The sequence below is a fragment of the Chitinophaga sp. CB10 genome, from assembly GCA_001870995.2.
GTDB lineage: Bacteria > Bacteroidota > Bacteroidia > Chitinophagales > Chitinophagaceae > Chitinophaga.
In genome coordinates, this window is record MLAV02000008.1 from 211,730 (window position 1) to 231,533 (window position 19,804).

The 19,804-nt window shown below is 49.7% G+C and carries 16 protein-coding genes; 12 read left to right on the forward strand and 4 right to left on the reverse strand.

Going from position 1 to position 19,804, the window contains the following annotated elements; genetic code table 11:
• Nucleotides 1-16 precede the first annotated feature (16 nt).
• From BOC67_RS13690 to BOC67_RS13715, 6 genes are all read left to right on the forward strand, one after another.
• Complete coding sequence (locus BOC67_RS13690) at nt 17-1,078, forward strand: FAD-binding oxidoreductase (protein ID WP_291910905.1); 1,062 nt, start codon at nt 17-19, stop codon at nt 1,076-1,078.
• Nucleotides 1,079-1,208: 130 nt separating this feature from the next.
• Complete coding sequence (aspS, locus tag BOC67_RS13695) at nt 1,209-2,969, forward strand: aspartate--tRNA ligase (protein ID WP_291910906.1); 1,761 nt, start codon at nt 1,209-1,211, stop codon at nt 2,967-2,969.
• A gap of 262 nt (nt 2,970-3,231) precedes the next feature.
• Entirely contained in the window at nt 3,232-3,771 is a 540-nt protein-coding gene (locus BOC67_RS13700; RefSeq protein ID WP_291910907.1) for a glucosaminidase domain-containing protein, read from the forward strand.
• 66 nt (nt 3,772-3,837) lie between these two features.
• Entirely contained in the window at nt 3,838-5,265 is a 1,428-nt protein-coding gene (locus tag BOC67_RS13705) for a hypothetical protein (RefSeq protein ID WP_291910908.1), read from the forward strand.
• Complete coding sequence (locus BOC67_RS13710; RefSeq protein ID WP_291910909.1) at nt 5,234-6,484, forward strand: GDSL-type esterase/lipase family protein; 1,251 nt, start codon at nt 5,234-5,236, stop codon at nt 6,482-6,484. The genes BOC67_RS13705 and BOC67_RS13710 overlap by 32 nt, the downstream gene beginning before the upstream one ends.
• A gap of 6 nt (nt 6,485-6,490) precedes the next feature.
• On the forward strand, nt 6,491-7,975 hold the full coding sequence (locus tag BOC67_RS13715) for an MBOAT family O-acyltransferase (RefSeq protein WP_291910910.1): 1,485 nt from the start codon (nt 6,491-6,493) through the stop codon (nt 7,973-7,975).
• Here the strand turns inward: BOC67_RS13715 and BOC67_RS13720 are convergent.
• Entirely contained in the window at nt 7,972-8,898 is a 927-nt protein-coding gene (locus BOC67_RS13720) for a helix-turn-helix transcriptional regulator (RefSeq protein ID WP_291910911.1), read from the reverse strand. The genes BOC67_RS13715 and BOC67_RS13720 overlap by 4 nt on opposite strands.
• A 165-nt stretch (nt 8,899-9,063) precedes the next feature.
• On the opposite strand from BOC67_RS13720, the gene BOC67_RS13725 reads away from it, so the two are divergent.
• Nucleotides 9,064-10,383, forward strand: a complete 1,320-nt coding sequence (locus tag BOC67_RS13725; protein ID WP_291910912.1) for a porin — start codon at nt 9,064-9,066, stop codon at nt 10,381-10,383.
• On the opposite strand, the gene BOC67_RS13730 is transcribed toward BOC67_RS13725, so the two are convergent.
• The 3 genes from BOC67_RS13730 to BOC67_RS13740 all read right to left on the reverse strand — a co-directional run bounded on the left by BOC67_RS13730 (nt 10,380) and on the right by BOC67_RS13740 (nt 13,243).
• The gene (locus tag BOC67_RS13730; protein WP_291910913.1) at nt 10,380-11,435 is read right to left on the reverse strand and encodes an ATP-binding protein; all 1,056 of its coding nucleotides are present in this window, start codon (nt 11,433-11,435) and stop codon (nt 10,380-10,382) included. The genes BOC67_RS13725 and BOC67_RS13730 overlap by 4 nt on opposite strands.
• A 238-nt stretch (nt 11,436-11,673) precedes the next feature.
• Nucleotides 11,674-12,357, reverse strand: coding sequence for a response regulator transcription factor (locus BOC67_RS13735; RefSeq protein ID WP_111591566.1), 684 nt, complete (start codon nt 12,355-12,357; stop codon nt 11,674-11,676).
• Nucleotides 12,358-12,508: 151 nt separating this feature from the next.
• Nucleotides 12,509-13,243: a DUF1003 domain-containing protein gene (locus tag BOC67_RS13740; RefSeq protein WP_291910914.1), complete on the reverse strand. Its 735-nt coding sequence runs from the start codon at nt 13,241-13,243 to the stop codon at nt 12,509-12,511.
• 192 nt (nt 13,244-13,435) lie between these two features.
• On the opposite strand from BOC67_RS13740, the gene BOC67_RS13745 reads away from it, so the two are divergent.
• From BOC67_RS13745 to atpF, 5 genes are all read left to right on the forward strand, one after another.
• Nucleotides 13,436-15,637 carry a hypothetical protein gene (locus BOC67_RS13745; RefSeq protein ID WP_291910915.1) on the forward strand — a complete coding sequence of 734 codons (2,202 nt, stop codon included), beginning with the start codon at nt 13,436-13,438 and terminating at the stop codon, nt 15,635-15,637.
• A gap of 22 nt (nt 15,638-15,659) precedes the next feature.
• Nucleotides 15,660-17,423, forward strand: a complete 1,764-nt coding sequence (locus tag BOC67_RS13750) for an ABC transporter ATP-binding protein (protein WP_291910916.1) — start codon at nt 15,660-15,662, stop codon at nt 17,421-17,423.
• Between the two features lie 296 nt (nt 17,424-17,719).
• Nucleotides 17,720-18,862, forward strand: a complete 1,143-nt coding sequence (gene atpB, locus BOC67_RS13755; protein ID WP_291910917.1) for a F0F1 ATP synthase subunit A — start codon at nt 17,720-17,722, stop codon at nt 18,860-18,862.
• Between the two features lie 172 nt (nt 18,863-19,034).
• Nucleotides 19,035-19,193 (forward strand): ATP synthase F0 subunit C, encoded by a 159-nt coding sequence (atpE, locus tag BOC67_RS13760; protein WP_291910984.1) that lies wholly within the window; start codon nt 19,035-19,037, stop codon nt 19,191-19,193.
• A gap of 83 nt (nt 19,194-19,276) precedes the next feature.
• Nucleotides 19,277-19,771: a F0F1 ATP synthase subunit B gene (gene atpF / locus BOC67_RS13765; protein WP_291910918.1), complete on the forward strand. Its 495-nt coding sequence runs from the start codon at nt 19,277-19,279 to the stop codon at nt 19,769-19,771.
• Nucleotides 19,772-19,804 lie beyond the last annotated feature (33 nt).

The window sequence follows — 19,804 nt, forward strand, 5'->3', positions numbered from 1 at the left end:
ATACCTTCGTGCCTGCATGAAACAAGTAGATTATATCATAGTAGGGCAGGGCATTGCCGGTACCATGCTAAGCTGGTTTTTGATGAAGCGCGGCTACCGGGTAATGGTCATTGACGATGAAAAAAAGAACAGTGCATCGCGGGTAGCTGCCGGCATCATTAACCCCGTGTCCGGAAGGAGATTCGAACCTGCATGGCTATACGAAGAAATTTTTCCCTTTGCCAAATCGACATATGACGAATTGTCTGCCCTGCTGAAAATAAATATATTTACTGAGCGTAATTTGTGGACTGTTTTCCCCTCCGCGCAAATGCGCGATGCCTTCAAATCCAAAGCTGATAAGGAAACCAACGGAAAATATGCCTTTATTCCACAGATGCTACAATATGAGGACTATCTGCAACAACATTTTGGCGCGGCAGTGATAAAAGGGGCTACGGTTAACTTAAAAAATTTGCTGCCTGCATACCGGCAAATGCTGATTGGTAAGGAAGCCTTACTGAATGAACATTTCGATTTATCGCAGTTGCAGCTGGTAGATAATGTACAAGTTACATACCACGATATAGCAGCAAAGAAGATAATATTTTGCGATGGGGCCGCTGCGGCAGAAAATCCCTATTTCAAATCCATAAAGTTCCTGCCGAACAAAGGCGAAGTATTAATTATTCGTATTCCCGGACTGGAATCATCGGATATTATTAAAAAAAGTATTACGTTAGTACCGCAACCGGACGGGCGTTACTGGGCGGGTAGTTCCTTTGCCTGGGATTATGCGGACGAGCTGCCTACAGCTGCGCAGCGGCAGGTCCTGGAAGAAAAGATACAGCAATTGCTGAAAGTGCCATACGAGGTAACGGAGCAGCAGGCGGCTGTTCGGCCTTCCGGGCACGACCGCAGGCCTATCGCGGGCTTTCACCCGGCATATCCGCTGATCGGTATATTCAACGGCCTGGGAACCAAAGGGACCTCGCTGGCCCCGCTGATGGCGGAGCATTTCAGTCGCGTAATTGCCGGAGAGGCGGCATTGATGCCCGAGATCACCATAAACAGATATTTTAACACGCCCCGGCACTAAAATCCAGCCGGCAAAACGTATCTTTGCCCCCCTTGCGGGCATGGCTGAATCGCTGGCAGAAGTGGTGAACGACAGTGAACGGCTTTCCCGGGAATTCAACCATATAATTTTAAAAATCAACAATTTACGCATGTATAGGACGCACACTTGCGGAGAACTCAGAATGGAACAGGTTGGTCAGCAGGTTACGCTGGCCGGCTGGGTACAAACGGTAAGGAAATTTGGCAGCATCACTTTCGTGGATCTGCGCGACCGTTACGGCATTACCCAGCTCTTATTTGGTGAAAACCTCAATGCCCGGCTGGACGACCAGCCGCTTGGCCGCGAATTCGTGATCCAGGCTACAGGTGTGGTTACCGAGCGTTCTAATAAAAACCCGAATATTCCCACCGGCGACGTGGAAATCACCGTTGCTGACTTTAAAGTACTTAACGCCGCTAAAACCCCGCCTTTCACCTTAACGGATGATACGGACGGTGGCGATGAGCTGCGTATGAAATACCGCTATCTCGACCTGCGCAGAAACGCCGTGAAGCAAAACCTGGAACTGCGCTACCGCGTAGGCCGCGCTGCACGCAACTTCCTGCACACGCAGGGCTTTATGGATATAGAAACGCCTTTCCTTATCAAATCCACTCCGGAAGGAGCCCGCGACTTCGTGGTGCCCAGCCGTATGAACGCAAACGAGTTCTACGCCCTGCCACAGTCGCCACAAACCTTTAAGCAGCTCCTCATGGTAAGCGGCTACGACCGTTACTACCAAATCGTGAAATGCTTCCGGGATGAGGACCTCCGTGCGGACCGCCAGCCGGAATTCACCCAGATCGACTGCGAAATGAGCTTCGTGGAGCAGGAAGACGTCCTGAATACATTTGAAAATATGTTCAAATATATTTTCAAAGAGATCAAAGGGCTGGATATCGACTACGCTTTCCCGCGCATGACCTGGGACGATGCCATGGAATACTACGGTAACGATAAACCGGATATCCGTTTCGATATGAAACTGGCTACCCTCACCGGTACCGTACAAAACAAAGGCTTTAAAGTATTTGACGAGGCGGAACTGGTAGTGGGCATCGCGGCTAAAGGCTGCGCTGAATATACCCGCAAACAGCTGGACGAACTCACCGAATGGGTAAAACGCCCGCAAATCGGCATGAGCGGCCTCATCTATGTGAAATATGGTACGGACGGCAGCCTGAAAAGCTCCGTGGACAAATTTTTCAATGAAGAGGAACTGAAAAAATGGGTGGCGGTTACCAAGGCAGCGCCTGGCGACCTCATCCTCGTGCTGGCAGGTAAGGAATCCCGCACCCGCCAGGCGATGAGCGCCCTCCGCCTGGAAATGGGCGAACGCCTCGGCCTCCGGGATAAAAATGTATATAAACCATTGTGGGTGATCGACTTCCCGTTATTTGAATATGCCGAAGAGGAAAACCGCTGGGTGGCCCGTCACCATCCGTTTACTTCACCGAAACCGGAACATATTCCTTTAATGGACGATGTGTCCCAGTACGCTAAAATAAAGGCGAACGCCTACGATATCGTACTGAACGGTACGGAAATTGGCGGTGGTTCTATCCGTATTTTCCAGCGCGACCTCCAGGAAAAGATGTTCGCAGCCCTGGGCATGTCCCCGGAAGAGGCCAACCACAAATTCGGCTTCCTCCTGGGCGCATTTGAATACGGCGCGCCGCCTCATGGTGGTATTGCCTTCGGTTTCGACCGCCTTTGCTCCCTGCTGGGCGGCAGCGAAAGTATCCGCGACTTCATCGCCTTCCCGAAAAACAATTCAGGCCGCGATGTGATGCTGGATGCACCGTCTGCCATCGATCAGCATCAGCTGGATGAATTACGGATCAGCCTGGTAAAACAGGACCCGGCATAGTATTTGCAGGTAACCGGACTTTCCCAATAAAAAGATCCCCTTTGATATGGTTTCGGCCGCATCAAAGGGGATTAGTGCAAATAATAGAACAATATTTTTTAACAAGACATTAACGGAACGAGTAGCGAGAAGAAGAAAGACGTATTATCTAATTTTTTAAAGTAATATTGCGGTGTAGGGACATCGTTGATATGTGAGGTAAGAAATGATGCTGAAAACAAACAAGAAACTATCACCTGTAACAAAAACTAACACTAAGCTTATGCGTATGATTAACTCTACTATGAGCAAAGCTGCGGCTTGTATTTGTGCGGTGTTTTTATTGCTAATGCTCAGCAATGTTGGGTATGCTCAACAATCGACAAGCAATTATTTGAAAAAATTCAAACCGGTATCTGTAGAGTTAATGCAGGAAACCGGTATTCCTGCCAGCGTGATCCTGGGTATTGCGATGCTGGAATCTGGCACAGGAACCAGTAAAAATGCTAAATTGCTGCACAATCATTTTGGCATCGTTGGTAAGAATAATCTGCAACAGAGTAACGCCGGATATAAATCCCGCTATAAACAATACCTGTCAGATGTAGCTTCCTACGAGCACTTTGTGCAGTTGTTAGCCAAAAAGAAGTGGTTCCCGGAGCTGAAAGGAAACATGGAGTACACCACATGGCTTCATAAAATGAACCATAGCGGTTATTCTTCCGCAGGCCAGGAATGGATAAAACGTGTGACTTCCATTATTAACCGTTATAAATTGTATAAGCTGGATGCGGCCATGGGCACCGTTGCAAGCGGTTCATAAGTATTATTGCACTATGCCACTTGTTGCCAGGCCTCTCCGGTAATATGCCTGACTTACATGAATAATATGCCTGGCAAAAATAAGGCTGCCTACCCTTTTCTGATCATTGCGGGTTCATTGGCATGCCTGGTGGCTTTATCCCAGCTGAACTACAGCTTCTCCTTCAAGGATTTTCAATTCCGAAAACTGGATATGCTGTCCGACCTCAGGACCTCATCTCCCGGACAAGATAAAAATAAACCTGCCCTCGCCGGTCATACCGGCAAGGGCGGGTCTGTTACTGATACGGCCGTTACCGTGAAAGACAGCTCCGGCGCAGTGACCACGCTGCCCAACCCGGATGCGCATCACGATTACATGGAGTACACCGGTATCATGCAATACGCCTCCCCGCTCTACAGTGAGGACGCTGCCGGGATGCATAAATTCCTGCAGGCCCTGGCCGACCTGAAAGCCGGTAAGCGTAAGAAAGTGCGCATCGCCTATTTCGGGGATTCCATGATTGAAGGGGATCTGATCACCGGCGAGCTGCGCGACAGCCTGCAGGCGTTCTTCGGTGGCCGGGGCGTTGGGTTTGTGCCCATCACCTCTGTAGTGGCCAGTTTCAGAACGACCATCACCCATACCTATTCCAGGGACTGGACAGATTACTCCTATAAAAAACTTCCCCCATCCAATATTCCGCTCGGGATTTCCGGGCATACTTTCATCCCTTCGGCCAATAGCTGGGTAAAATATACGCCGGTGAAAAAGCCAAGACTGGATAAGTTCAATGAAATTTCCATCCTGTATGGCCCTGCCGCCGGCACCGGCCTTACGGTTAACGATAAAAGCTATACGCTCGAAGGCAACGCCGCTGTAAACCGGCTCGATCTGCGTCAGGATACGGGGCTGCCATCAGTAACCATCAAATACGCCGGAGGCGCCGCAGGGCCGCTCTTTGGCGTTAGCTTCGAGGACGATAACGGTATCTATGTGGATAACTTCTCCTTCAGGGGTATCAGCGGTATCGAACTCGGAAAGCTGTCGGCTGAGATGATCCGCCGTATGCAGCAGGAACACACTTACGACCTGGTAGTTTTCCACTACGGCGCCAATGTATTATGGCGGCCGGAGCTGACGGACTACAGCTGGTTTGAGCGCCCGATGACTAAGGTGCTGGATTCGCTTCGCAACGATTTCCCGGCTACCTCGTTCCTTATCATCGGTACGGCCGACAAATCCTATCGTAAGGGCGACCAATACGTTACTGCGCCGGGCGTACCAGCGCTGTTAGCTGTGCAACATGATCTGGCGGCAGCCCACGGGACTGCCTTCTGGAATCTCTTTGCAGCAATGGGTGGAGAAAATTCAATGGTGAAATGGGTGGAAAGTGATACCCCAGGTGCGAACAAGGATTACACACACTTTAACAGGTTAGGAGCGTCTAAGGTAGCGTCGCTGCTATACAAAGCTATTATGGATGAATATAGGCAAACAGGTTCTGTTCAGTAGTTTAGCCCTGCTCTTGTTGCTGGGTGGCAAAAAAACAATGGCGCAGGGATTTGACGGCGATAATGCCATCGCCCAGGATACTGCACTGTACCGGTTCTTCCGGTTACTGGATCATGCGGATACCAGCGTCATTTCCGTTTTACACCTGGGCGACTCCCACGTGCAGGCGGGCTACTTCCCGCAAACCAATGGAGCGATGCTGCAGGAGCAGTTTGGCAACGCAGGCCGCGGGTTTGTATTCCCCTATAATCTCGCCGGTACCAATGGCCCGGAAGATTACCGGTGGAGCAGCCCCGTGAAATGGAACGGGGAAAGGGTAGTGGACCGCTATAAATCGCCCATCCTCGGGCCAGGCGGTATAGCTATTGCGACCAGCGCCGCCACGCCATCCCTGAGCTTCATCGGCAAGCAGGACTCTTTCCAGGAGAACTCTTTCAATGAAGTGGAACTGCTCTACGACCCTGGAAACGATTCCGCCACCGTATTCTCCGCTACCGCTGATGTCATCGTCACCCCGCAGCCTTTTACCGGCTCGCCGACCATACAGAAAGCGACCCTCAGCTTCCGGGACCTGCAGCAGGTATTTTCCGCCAGGTTTGATAATACGGCTAAAGGGCCTTTCCGTTTTTACGGCGCAGTGCTGCGCAATGGCGGGCATGGCGTGATCTATAGCAGCGTAGGTATCAACGGGGCCATGTACCAGCATTACAACGAATACAGTAATATACAGCTCGCCCAGATGTCCGTACTGAAACCGCGGCTGGTGATCATATCCCTCGGTACCAATGAAGCCTATGGCCGCTTTGATGCCCTTGCGTTCCGGAATGAAATTGATAAAACCGTTTCACTTATAAGAGAACAAAACCCGAACGTATGTATCCTGCTGACCACCCCGCCTGATTGTATGCGGGTGATCAGAAGCTCATACCGTAAAAAAGTGAAAGGAAAATGGCGTAGATACAGCAAAACCTCCGTTACACCCAATCCCTATATTGCAATGGCCACCGCCCAGATAGCGGGATACGCCCGCGAAAAAGGATTGGCCTGCTGGAATTTTAATGCGGTGAATAAAGTGCAAAAGGCCCGGTTTAACCCTTACTGGGGCGCGGACCATGTACACTTCAGCGCAAAAGGTTACCAGTTGCAAGGGCAACTGCTCAACGAAGCGATAATGGCTGCCTACAAAAAATATAAGGCTGAAACCAAGAAAATATATTAACATCCAATGCTCGACGTCAATAAGCTGTTCGACCTGTTGCTTTACGATCCAAATGATCCGGTACTTTTTAACAGTGCTTTCTTCTTCTATTATTTTGCAGTATTTCTGCTCTGTTACCTGGCAGTACACAAAAGCAAAACAGGCCGGGTATGGGTATATACCCTGTTTTCCCTGTATTTCTTTTACAAGGCTTGCGGCTATTATGTAGGATTGGTCATACTTTCCGCCATTGTAGACTTTAACCTTTCCCGGTGGATTCACCGGACCCCCCGGAAATCCACCAAAAAGCTGCTGCTTATCTTTAGCATCATCCTGAACATAGGATTGTTGTTCTATTTTAAGTACACCAACTTTTTCATCGGCATCATCAACGACTTTGCAGCCGGCAATATCCCGCTGCTGAAGCTGACCTTACCGATAGGGATTTCCTTCTATACTTTCGAAAACCTCAGTTATACGATCGACGTGTACCGGGATGAGATAGAACCGGTGGATAACTTCATGGACTATCTCTTCTTCCTGTCGTTCTTCCCGAAGCTGATGATGGGGCCTATCGTGCGTGCGGCGGACTTCATCCCGCAGATCTCGCAGCCTTACGTCATCGATTCGGATGATATCGGGAAGGGGATGTACCTGATCATAAGCGGGTTGTTTAAGAAGATTGTGATTTCGGATTTTATCTATCTCAATTTTGTACAGTACATCTTCGACGATCCCAGCAAGCATACGGGGCTGGAATGTTTGCTCGGCGTGTATGGGTATGCGTTGGTGATCTATTGCGACTTCTCCGGGTATTCTGATATGGCGCTGGGTATTGCCCGGTGGACCGGCTTCAAGATCCCACCTAACTTCAATTCCCCATACCAGAGCAGCAGTATTACGGAATTCTGGCGGCGCTGGCACATTTCATTGTCCAGCTGGTTGCGGGATTACCTGTATATTCCTTTGGGTGGTAACCGCAAGGGGAAGGTAAGACAGTACATTAACCTGGCGCTGACCATGCTGATCGGCGGTTTCTGGCATGGCGCCAGCTGGAATTTTATATTCTGGGGCGGTATGCACGGCGGTATGCTGGCCATTGATAAAGTGAGGCTGGATTTCCTGAAGAAACGCCAGATTCAGTTCAGCGGTTTCTCCGGCGGGCTGTTAAAAGTGCTGGGCGTATTATTCACCTTCCATTTTGTCTGCTTCTGCTGGATCTTCTTTAAAGCGGCTACCTTCCATGATGCCTGGGCGCTGATACACCAGATTGCCTACGACTTCCAGCCTGAAATATGGCCGGAATTATATGCCGGTTACACCGCAGTTTTCTGGGTGATGGTCATGGGCTTTGTGCTGCATTTCATGCCGGCGAGGGCAGAGCTTTCCATGGAAAATATCTATGCAAAGCTGCCGGTAGTGGCCAGCGTGGCGGTGATGGTCGTGTTTGTATGGTTGCTCGCACAGGTGAAGAGTACGCAGCCAATGATCCCGATCTACTTCCAGTTCTAACAGCCGTAGCGCTTTTCACAGGGGATGAACACTTCGCACTCATTCACCCCCGTCAGGGAAATAAAGAACTGGTTGCTGTTCATCTTGAAATAACTCACCCTGCAACAGTGGTTAATAAAATTATACATGGGCAAGCCGGCTTCGGCGAAGCCCATGTTTACTTTCAGGTGCTTGTAGTTGTTGGCAGGAATATGTTTTTCCAGCAGCTGAAAATCCCCGAAGCCGGTTCTGAGCTGCCGGTGCACCAGGTCGTACGCGCCCAGGTTGGGCACCAGTAACCCCACGTACATCATCATTTTATCATAGGTGGTAACGGGTACGCTGTCCAGCGTGCCGGTAATGATACGGGCTTCCGGTATCATCAGGGTGGAGCGGATCACCCGCAGGCGGCTGATATAGGCCATCATGTATTTCACCATGTTGCGGATAGGATCATGCTGGCTGGGCAGGAAGGCGCAATACAGGGTGAAGGTGCCTTCGTGTATCTCCGTGGTATTCTCCATACAAAAGACCTCTTTCAGCTCATTATCGGAAGCGGTGATGACTTTCGTGATATACAGCGTTTCTTCTTCATTGGGCAGGTAAAGCTTATTGCGGTAGTAGCTGGGCGTTTCTCCATATTCCAGGGTGAATGCTTTTGTGAAGGACTGCGGGGTGGCATATCCGCAGTAGGCGGCTATCTGGCCGATGCTGAAGGCAGAATGGCGCAACAGGCCTCCCGCCTGTTCCAGCTTACGCCGTTTGGAGAATTGTTTGAACGATTCCTGGTGAAAAATTTCGAACCGCCGGGCAAGCGTTTGGGCGTCTACGCAAAGCATGTCTGCAATCCGGATGATGGAGATGTCATCTGAGAGGTGGTTGTCACTAATAGCAATCGCTTGATCCACCTTCCCCTTCCAGTAGGCAAAAGTATTAGTTCGCATAGTTGAAAATTTATTCTCATAAGTTCGGATTTAAAGGGCTCAAAAGGCTTTAGGCTCACTGTTACGTTTGCTGCTTAACGAACGATTAACATAAATCTGAGTAAGGAATTCTCCGGTAAAAATTCCCCTGCGATGCTGTACTTTTGCGCCAAATCTAGATTGCGGATGCGCTTTAATAAATTCTTGCCGGTAGCCTGCTGCCTGCTTGTAACGTCGATGGGGGCCCGGGCCCAGTTCCTGATGGATATGATTGACACGACCACCAACCTGGGAAAAGGCATGCTCTCCATGTACCAGAAGTATGATGCGCTCCGCTTCAGCGGCTACATCCAGCCACAATTCCAGATGGCTACCGCCAGGGGGATCGATTCCTATGCCGGCGGTAACTTCAACCCGCAGTCGGACAACCGCTGGATGCTGCGCCGGGGCCGTATCCGCGTGGATTATGAGCACTATAACGACCAGGATATGCCGGTGCTGCAGTTTGCTTTCCAGTTTGACGGAACGGAGCGGGGTGTGAATATCCGCGACTTCTACGGCCGTGTGTTCGATACCAGGTTCAATTTATTTTCCTTTGCGGCGGGGATGTTTGCCCGTCCGTTTGGCTATGAGGTCAACCTCTCGTCCGCGGACCGTGAAACGCCCGAGCGTGGCCGCATGTCGCAAATACTGATGAAAACGGAGCGCGATATAGGGGGCATGGTGTCCTTTGAGCCGCGCCGCCGGGATCACCCGTTGCGCTTCCTGAAAATTGACGCCGGCCTCTTCAACGGGCAGGGCCTCACCGGGCCGAGCGACTTCGACAGCCATAAAGATTTTATTGCACGCATATATGTAAAGCCCAGGAAGCTGAACGCGCAGAACTGGACGCTTGTAGGCGGCGCCTCCATCCTGATGGGGGGCATGCAGCAGTTTACCAGGGTGATTTACACCATGGATAACGCCCATAGCTTCAAGGTGGATTCCGCCGTGGCCAATGCCGGCAAGATTGCTCCCCGCCACTATTACGGCGCGGATATGCAGCTGAAAATACCCAACGGGAAAGGAAAAGGTTCCACCCAGTTCAGGGCGGAGTACATCCGCGGCAAGCAAACCGCTACGGCGTTGACAACGGAAACGCCGGGTACTATCCCCATGAAATCAGATGGCAGTTATGCGCCGCTCTACATCCGCAAGTTCGACGGGGCCTACCTGTATTTTATTCAAAACCTGGCCAGCGACAAGCACCAGGTGGTGGTCAGGTACGATTGGTATGATCCGAATACGGATGTAAAGGGGAAGCAGATAGGCGCGCCTGACGCCGGGCTAACGCAGGCGGATATACGATATAATACACTGGGCTTCGGGTACCTGTATTATTTAAACGAGCACCTGAAGCTCAGCGTGTACTATGACTGGGTGAAAAATGAAGCTACGGCTTTACCTGGCTACGAGCAGGACCTGGACGATAACGTGCTGACCTGCCGCCTCCAATACCGCTTTTAGAATTCTCCTTTACCGGCTTCCAGCGTAAATCCGAAAGTACTGCCGATTTCAGGCTTGCTCCTGACGGTGATGGACTGGTCGTGCGCTTCCACGATGTGTTTTACGATGGCGAGGCCCAGGCCGGTACCGCCAATGTCGCGGCTGCGGGCGCGGTCCGTCCGGTAGAAGCGTTCGAATACGCGGGGGAGGTGTTCCTCCGCCATACCGATGCCATCGTCGGAAATTTCGATCAGTACACGCTTGCCATCCATGTTGTAGATGCTGGCGATGGTGTGGCCATCCTGTTTGCCGTATTTGATGGAGTTATCCACCAGGTTGATGAGTACCTGGCGTATCTTTTCCTTATCCGCCACCACGTGCAGCGGGGTCTCACAACCTTTCTTGATGCTGAATTTAATGCCTTTGGTATTGGCTTTCAGGGAAAGGGTATCGAATACATCTTTCAGCAGGTCCTGTATAACGAAATCTTCCACGTTTACTGTCATTTCCCCGCTTTCCAGCTTGGAAATTTCGTCCAGGTCGTCCAGCAGGCGGCACAGGCGATCAATATTTTTAGTGGCGTTTTTCAGGAACATTTTATTGACGCTGGGATCTTCCAGCGCGCCATCCAGCAGGGTGTGGATGTAGCCCTGCACGGCGAAGATGGGCGTTTTCAGTTCATGGGAGAGGTTGAGCAGGAACTCTTTCCTGAACTCCTCGTTGCGGCGCAGGTTTTCCAGTTCTTCCTTCTTCTGGCTGGCCCATTTCTCCACGTCTTCGCTTACTTCTTCAATGGTTTTGAGCGGAAGGATGTTCTTATTGAAAAACTCTTCTCTTTTGGAGGCCTTGGTTTGGTAAATGAATTTGTAAATGAGTTTGATCTTCCGGTAGATGAAATTCTGCAGGGTGTACAGGTACAGGTAATAGGAAACCAGGAAGGTCAGCACGAACGCGCCGGCAGTGATTTTATAGTCGCCCGACACCAGGTAGCTAAACAAGGCGATCACCAGGGAAATAACCAGCGCTGTGAACCCCGCAAGCTTCTGCGGCGAAAGGTTTTTAGTTTTAAACATACTCCAGAGTGAGTAATTATTGTAATAGTGGGAAATTACTTTAAATTTTTTACTTGCCATAAAATTGTCTGGTAGCGTAGAGGGGCCCGGAGCCTGTTGCATAAGGCAGCGGCGACCTGCATGGCACGTGGCCCGCGGGCTTGTGCTATTACCGGAGAGGCGTGGCCTGCGGCACTAACTTCTCCCCAAAAAAATAAAAAAAGAAAGCCGCCAAAGGCGGCTAATATGGTGGGAAAAATTACATCTCAAATTTATACCCCACCCCTTTGACGGTGGTGATGAGGTCGATCCCTATTTTCTGGCGGATCTTACGGATATGCACGTCGATGGTACGATCCCCCACGATCACTTCCGTACCCCATACCTGGTTGAGAATCTCGTTCCGGAGAAACACGCGGCCGGGTTTGGATGCCAGTAATTGCAGCAATTCGAATTCCTTCTTGGCAAGGATGATCTCCTGGCCTTTGTAGGTAACGGTGAATTTTTCGCGGTCGATGATGAGGTCGCCCAGCTGCAACTGCTGCTCCTCCGGCTTGTGCAGGCGGCGGAAGAGGGCGTTGATGCGGCTCACCAGTAATTTCGGTTTGATAGGCTTGGCGATGTAATCATCGGCGCCCATGTTCAGTCCGTCGATCTCGGACTTCTCATCGTTGAGGGCCGTTAAAAACAGCACCATGGTATCTTTGAACTCCGGGAACTTCCTGATTTCGCGGCAGGTATCGATACCGTTTTTGTTAGGCATCATGATATCGAGCATGATCAGGTCCGGACGGAAAATTTTAGCTTTCTGAATAGCCTCATTGCCGTCTTTCGCAGTTACAGTGTCATACCCGGCAGACTTGAGGTTATAACTGATGATCTCAAGAATATCGAGTTCATCGTCTACTACCAGTATTTTTCCAGCTACGGCTTGGTCTATCATATTCTTTAGCTTTTATAAAAGACGCCACAAAATTAGATTCTGAGACTTGTGATTAATGGAAAAATAACATTATGAAATTGTTAATTCACCATGGGTATTACTTTGACCGGGTGGCGCTGCAAGTTAACACAAATTCCCCGGGGCCGGGTTATTACGATTGTTTGCTATCTGTATCTTTATGGTTATCCTTGGGTTTAACTGCCGCGAGTAACTGGTTCATCATTTCCAGCTGGGCTTGTTGCAGCTCCAGCATGTCCTGCTGCTGGGTGATGATGAGATGGTCTATTTTTTCGTGCAGGATGCGCACTTCCAGTTCGGATTTGAGGTTGATCATATAATCGTTCTTGGCCCTGCGCCGGTCTTTTTCCTCCTGGCGGTTCTGGCTCATCATGATGACGGGCGCCTGCAAGGCGGCCAGGCAGGAGAGGATGAGGTTGAGCAGGATGAAAGGGTAGGGGTCAAAGCCTTTATTCATCAGGTAGTAGACGTTGAGGGCCATCCAGCCGAGGATGAACACGAGGAAGGAGATAATGAAGGTCCAGCTGCCGCCGAAATCCGCGATTTTATCCGCCAGGCGTTGCCCGTAGGTCAGCGTAGCGTTTTGATTGTCTTCTTCCAGTTTATCGGACAGGGTGCGGTTACTCTTGAGGTTTTCCAGGACTTGCCGCTCCACGGCCGTCAGCTCCCCCATTTCGTCTGAAAACAGCGACTCATAGAACTTTTGCCGGTAGTGGGTCAGCTCCGACAGCGCGATGTGGCACTTGTGGTTAAAGTCGGGATGATCGGATTTGATCATCCGCATGAGCGAAGGGCGGATCAGTTTTGCGCTCACTTTTTCAGTTTCCGGGAACTGTTTGCCGGAAATGTCGCTGGTGAATGTCTGCATAGTATGGTACCATTTAACAGTTAGCCTTGTTTAATTGTTACCTCTTTGGTGGAAAATTCCACCGGACTTTATAAAGATATACGAAAAACATATTTATTTGTGCTTAAAAGCTAGTCTATAACGGCATTTACACCGCTGGTTGCTAAATTGGTTGTAAATTTGCTATCAGGTTGGCTGAAAAGGAGAATTATAATGAGGAAATTTTTATTCATTTTCTTGCTGGCGGCTTCTCAAAGCGGCCGGGTGCACGCGCAAAGCAGTCATTTGCAGATACCCATCACCAGGCAGGGATTCCATGATAACATTGACAAAGAACAGGCGGCAGCAGCGAAGTTCGACGGCAAGGCCGACGACCTGGTGCGCGTGTCCGACGATCAAACCATCAATTTACAGGTAACGAATGCCATCATCAAGCAGGTGGACAAGCTGCAGGAAGAGATTGAAAGGGACAGTTCCCTGGATCATCGCCTGAAAGTGAAATACCTGACAGGCATTTATTCCGTACTGAAGGATTACAATTACAAAAGGGCGCGTACCCTTTTACAGCCGGAAGAAGCGCCGGCTATCATCAACGCATATGTGAATATGATGCATGCCGATATTAAAGGCAAAAGCATTTTTCCATACATCCAGGGCCTTTCCTTCGAAGGTTCTGAAAGGCTGATTGAAATCTTTAAGGACAACCCGGGCTATAAGGATGCCAGGGGATTGGTGTTTACCAAATATGCTTTTGATAACCTGGAGACGGTAATGCCGAAGCTCAGTGATTACCTCGGGTATCCGGGCACTGACTCGATTGTAGCTGCCGTGGCGCGCAAGTATCCTAACCAGGTGCTGACCTACGCGACCTCCTATACGCCGATGGCCACAGCCATCAAACGCAACCAGGACCCGATCGTACAGACGATCGTGCGGATTGGTAAATCGCCGCAAAGCACGCGCATACTGCCTTTCATCGACGAAATCCTGGCCGGCACCACTACGGTGGAGCAGCTGGAAAAAATCGCCGATAACGACCGCCAGTATTACCGCCAGATGGTGAAATCCACTATCAACCTGCAAAAAATGAAAAGTGAAGGCCGGCAGCCCATTGGTATGAAAGCCATGATGGAGAATATGCAGGCCAAATCCCTTATTTATATCCGCGAAGTGAACGACCTGCACGAAGAGCCGGCCAATGTAAGGTTCCGCATCGTGAACGACTTTACCCCGGAAGAACTGTATTACCTGATTGTGAACGGGCAGGAAGAGTTGTACACTTCCAGCTATACCAACCATAGCAATGCCGGTTTGTACGACCAGATGATGATCCGTATGAAGCCGCCCCGTGGCGACAGCTTGCTGATGATGGTGAACTTTGACCGTTTCAAGAAGTTTATTGCGATGGCAGCGGGTTTCAATACATTGGATAACTTCCTCAAATCCATGGCGCCGGAAAACTCCAACTACCTCATGCAGAAGTATGTGCAGAACCTGGAGAAAACGGAAGACCTGGAAGATGCCGTGGATGTGGCCAACTCTTTCGGCAGCATCCGGGATCCGAAGCTGCTGGACTTCCTGCGTGCCGAGGTAAGAAAGAACCTGGCTTACGTGAAAAAGCACAGCGATCGCCGGGGAACGGTGATCTACCAGTTGCTGACCAGCTTATTTGAAACCGAGGCAGAAAACGGCAACGATTCTTCCAAGGCGTCGGATATGGCCAGCAAGCTGCAACTGCCGCCGATCAACTACGTGACCTTCAACAGCCTGGAAAGCGATAGCGGCCGGGTGTACCAGCAGGTGTTTTTCTATGGGGATAAAGATGGCCAGGAATCTTACGCCAGCTTTATGACCAACTTCCCTGCCGGCGACTGGCGCGTGGTAAAAGGCAAGTACTGGACCACCATTACTTCCCTGAAAGGCAAGCCTACTACCATTTACGCCAACCTGCCAATCGATGAGCCGGGGGATAAGGAAGCGATCACCAAACTCTCCGAATACCTGGACGAGCAGGATATCCATCCTTCCATCTTCATCCACCGCGGGCATAGTTACCATGTGAACACTACGCTGGACAACCTGCAAAGCTCTGCGAAGATTGTGGTGCTGGGTTCCTGCGGCGGTTATCACAACCTGGCGACGGTATTGGAAAAATCGCCCGAGGCGCATATTATTTCCTCCAAACAGGTGGGTACCCGCTTTGTGAACGAGCCGATCATCCGCAGCCTGGAAGATGTGGTAAGAAGCGGTAAGAATGTAGACTGGGTGGTGATGTGGGCGCAGCTCTCGAAAAAATTTGCCGGCGATGCCCGCAATAAGGAGCTTTTCAGCGATTATGTACCGCCACATAAAAATTTGGGCGCTATCTTTATCAAGGCGTACAGGCAGATCATGAAGGACGAAAAGAAATCATAGAATAATTAATAGCTAAACGAACGTGGAAAATATCGCAGTAAAGAAAGTTTTTGATTCCAGTCTTTTAAGACGCATCTTCTCATTTGCTGTGCCTTACAAGCGCTCGTTTATCGTGTCCATGTTGCTGACGGTGGTGCTGGCGGTTATTTCGCCGCTGCGGCCCTACCTCATACAGGTGACGGTGGATAAATATATTTCCAACCAGCTGATGCAGATGCTGGTATGGGTAACGATCATTCAGATAGCCTTACTGCTGTTGGAAACGGTAGTAAGGTTTTTCTTTTCCTACCTGACCAACTGGCTGGGGCAGTCGGTAGTAAAGGATTTGCGGGTTACCGTGTACAAGAAGATTGTGCGGCTGAACCTTGCATTTTTTGATAAAACCCCGATTGGTACGCTTACCACCCGTACCATCAACGATATTGAGGCCATCAACGATGTGTTTTCCGAAGGGATTATCAGCATCGTGGCTGATTTGCTGATGATCATCGCCATCCTGACGGTGATGTTTCTGGAAGACTGGCGTTTGACGCTGGTGAGTTTGTCGCCCTTCCCGATCCTGATCATTGCCACTTATATTTTCAAAGAGAGCGTAAACAAGTCCTTTTACCAGGTGCGCAACGCTGTATCTGCGTTGAATGCCTTTGTGCAGGAGCACATCACCGGTATGGTGGTGGTGCAGGCGTTTACGGGGGAAAAGCGGGAGTTTGCCAGGTTCCGGCAGATCAACAAGGATCACCGGGATGCGAACATCCACGCGATTTTCGCCTATTCGGTGTTTTTCCCGGTGGTGGAAATCATCCTGGCGATTTCTTTGGGGCTGATGGTATGGTGGGGTTCCAACAAGGTATTGAATTATGAAGTGACGCAGGGGGTGATGATAGCGTTCATCATGTACCTGAATATGCTTTTCCGCCCGCTGCGGATGCTGGCCGATAAGTTTAACACCCTGCAGATGGGGCTGGTGGCCAGCGAGCGGGTATTTAAGATACTGGACAACCAGGATTATATCCCTGACAGGGGTCAGGCGCTCGGTAAGGATATGAAGGGGGCGATCAGCTTTGATCATGTTTCCTTTGCGTATGTGGAAGACCGTTATGTGTTGAAGGATATCACTTTTGAGGCGAAGCCGGGGGATACGGTGGCTATTGTGGGGCATACCGGCTCCGGTAAGACCACGATTATCAGCATCCTTAACCGGTTGTATGAGGTGCAGAAGGGCAGTATTAAGATTGACGGGGTTGACCTGGCGGATTATTCCCTGCCGGCGTTGAGAAGCCGGATAGGGGTGGTGCTGCAGGACGTATTCCTGTTCTCAGGGTCTATTTACGACAATATTACGTTGCATAATCCTTCGATCAGCCGGGAGGAAGTGATTTCCGCGGCCAAATTGATTGGTATTCATGACTTTATCATGCAGTTGCCGGGCGGGTATGATTACCAGGTGATGGAGCGGGGCAGTACTTTATCGTTGGGGCAGCGGCAGCTGATTTCATTTGTGCGGGCGTTGCTGTACAACCCGGCTATTTTGGTGCTGGACGAGGCTACATCTTCTGTGGATACTGAGTCTGAATTACTTATACAGCATGCGATTGACAAGCTGATAGCGGACCGGACTGCTATTATCATTGCGCACCGCCTGTCGACTATCAGCAAGGCGGATAAGATTATAGTGCTGGATAAGGGTGAGATTAAGGAGATGGGCAGTCATGAGGAGTTATTGAGGCAGGAGGGTTTTTATTACAAGCTGCATAGCATGCAGTTTAATGCTTCTGCGGCGGGTTGATGAACGGAAGCGCACCGGGGCGCCGCCGGTGAAATTTCAAGCGTTCCATCGGTTCAGCAACCATTTGATATATAAAGAAATTTTAAATATAAATTTGACACTATTCATTCCCTAAAAATCAGGGAAATTTGGGCGAAAAAAATCCCGCTTGATCAAGTTATAACCCGGTGATTTTCAACAACCTTATATAATACCTTCCTTTTTTTTCATCATCGCTGAATTTTTGAGATAAAAGTATTTATCTTTGCGCAAAATTTCAGAAAGCGGTGATTTCATTCAGTCGGTTCAAACATAGTATGGTAGCACTTGTGATGGCTTTGGGCCTTCACGGTTTTAGTAATTCCTCTTTTGCAGCTGTAAACAATGAAGGCGGCCATGGCACTGAGCAGCACGAAGCTGGCGCCAGCGAAGCCAAAAAGCCTTTTGATGCGAAGGAGGTGATCCTGGGTCACGTTAAGGATGCCCACGATTGGCATATTATGGATATCAATGAGCATACTCCTGTAACTATTCCGTTACCTGTGATCATTTACAATCCTACCCGCGGTACCTCTACCTTTATGTCTTCTGCTTTTGAGCACGGTCATAAATCCCACGATGGTTACAGGCTGGTTACCAAGCATTACCTGGAAGAGAAAGGCCTGGGTGAAAAATATGCCACCGGTACCATCATTGCGGTGGATGCGAATGACAATCCTACCGGCGAAAAAATCTACGATTTCTCTATTACCAAGAATATCACTTCCATGCTCATTTCAGCGATCCTGCTGGTTTGGATGATGCTGAGCGTGGCCAAGGCTTACAAAACCCGCGGCAGCAAGAAAGCGCCTAAAGGGTTCCAGGGCCTGATTGAGCCGGTGATCATTTTCATGAGAGATGAGGTGGTAAAACCGAATATTCCTGGTAAAGCGGCGGAAAAATACACGCCATTTATCCTGACTGTATTCTTTTTTATATTGATTAACAACCTGTTGGGTCTGTTGCCTGGTTCTGCCAACGTAACCGGTAACATTGCAGTAACTGCGGCGCTGGCGATCATTGCTTTCATCGCTATCCTGTTTGCTTCCAACAAGCACTATTGGGGTCACATCCTGAACCCTCCGGTACCGGGTGGCGTAAAAATCATCCTGGCGCCGGTGGAGCTGATCGGTGTGTTTACCAAGCCTGTATCCCTGGCTATCCGACTTTTTGCCAACATCCTGGCGGGTCACATTATCATTCTGAGCATTATCTCCCTGGTATTTATATTCGGAGGCATCAGCGCTGTTGCTGGTTATGGCTTCCTGCCTATCACTATCCTGTTCAACATCGTAATGATGATGCTGGAATTGCTGGTAGCGTTTATCCAGGCGTTCATCTTCGCTACGCTGACTTCTGTATTTATCGGTCAGGCGATGGAAGGCGCGCATGATGATGCACATGGCGCGGCGCATCACTAAGCGGTGTGGTATCAGCCAACGTTAATTAGTTAATTTTTAATTCAAATACATATTCATTATGGCACTTTTGACTGTTTTATTGCAGGCTGCTAACGAAGCTGCTGCGTCTGCTTCAGGTTTAGCTAAAGCTGGTGGTGCAATCGGCGCCGGTATCGCTGCTATCGCGGCTGGTATGGGTGTTGGTAACATCGGTAAGAGCGCTCTGGAATCTATCGCTCGTCAACCAGAAGCTGCAAACGACATCCGTGCAAACATGATCCTGGCTGCTGCGCTGGTTGAGGGTGTTGCTCTCTTCGGTGTAATCGCTGGTCTGTTGGCGGTAGTTATGTAAGCCAAACTTTTTACTGCATCCGGCGCACAGGGCAATGGATGCAGTAATCTTTACAAACACACAAAAAATTAAATCCTCGTAATATGGATCTGTTGATACCAGCGGTCGGCTTATTTATCATCTCCTTTGTAATCTTCGTTATTGTATTCCTCATCCTGAAGAAATTTGCCTGGACTCCTATCCTGGCAGTGTTGAAAGAAAGGGAAGGATCTATTGCTGATTCTATCGCTTCTGCGGAAAGAGTGAAAGAAGAAATGGCGCAGATGAAGGCTGAGCATGAACATGTATTGGCTGAAGCTAAAGCAGAAAGAAGCAAAATCCTGAAAGAAGCTAAAGACGCTAAAGATCAGATCATCGGCGAAGCTAAAGCACAGGCGCAGGCGGAAGCCAAAAAGATCATCTCTGAAGCGTATGCCGCTATCGAAAGTCAGAAAATGGCTGCGTTAACGGAGGTGAAAAACCAGGTGGGTAACCTCGCTATCGAAGTAGCGGAAAAGATCCTGAGAAAAGAGCTGGCAGACAAATCTGCTCAGGAAGGTTACGTAAAACAACTGGCACAGGAAATCAAATTGAATTAAGAATAGGCTGACCACCGGCTGCAAACAGCTGGC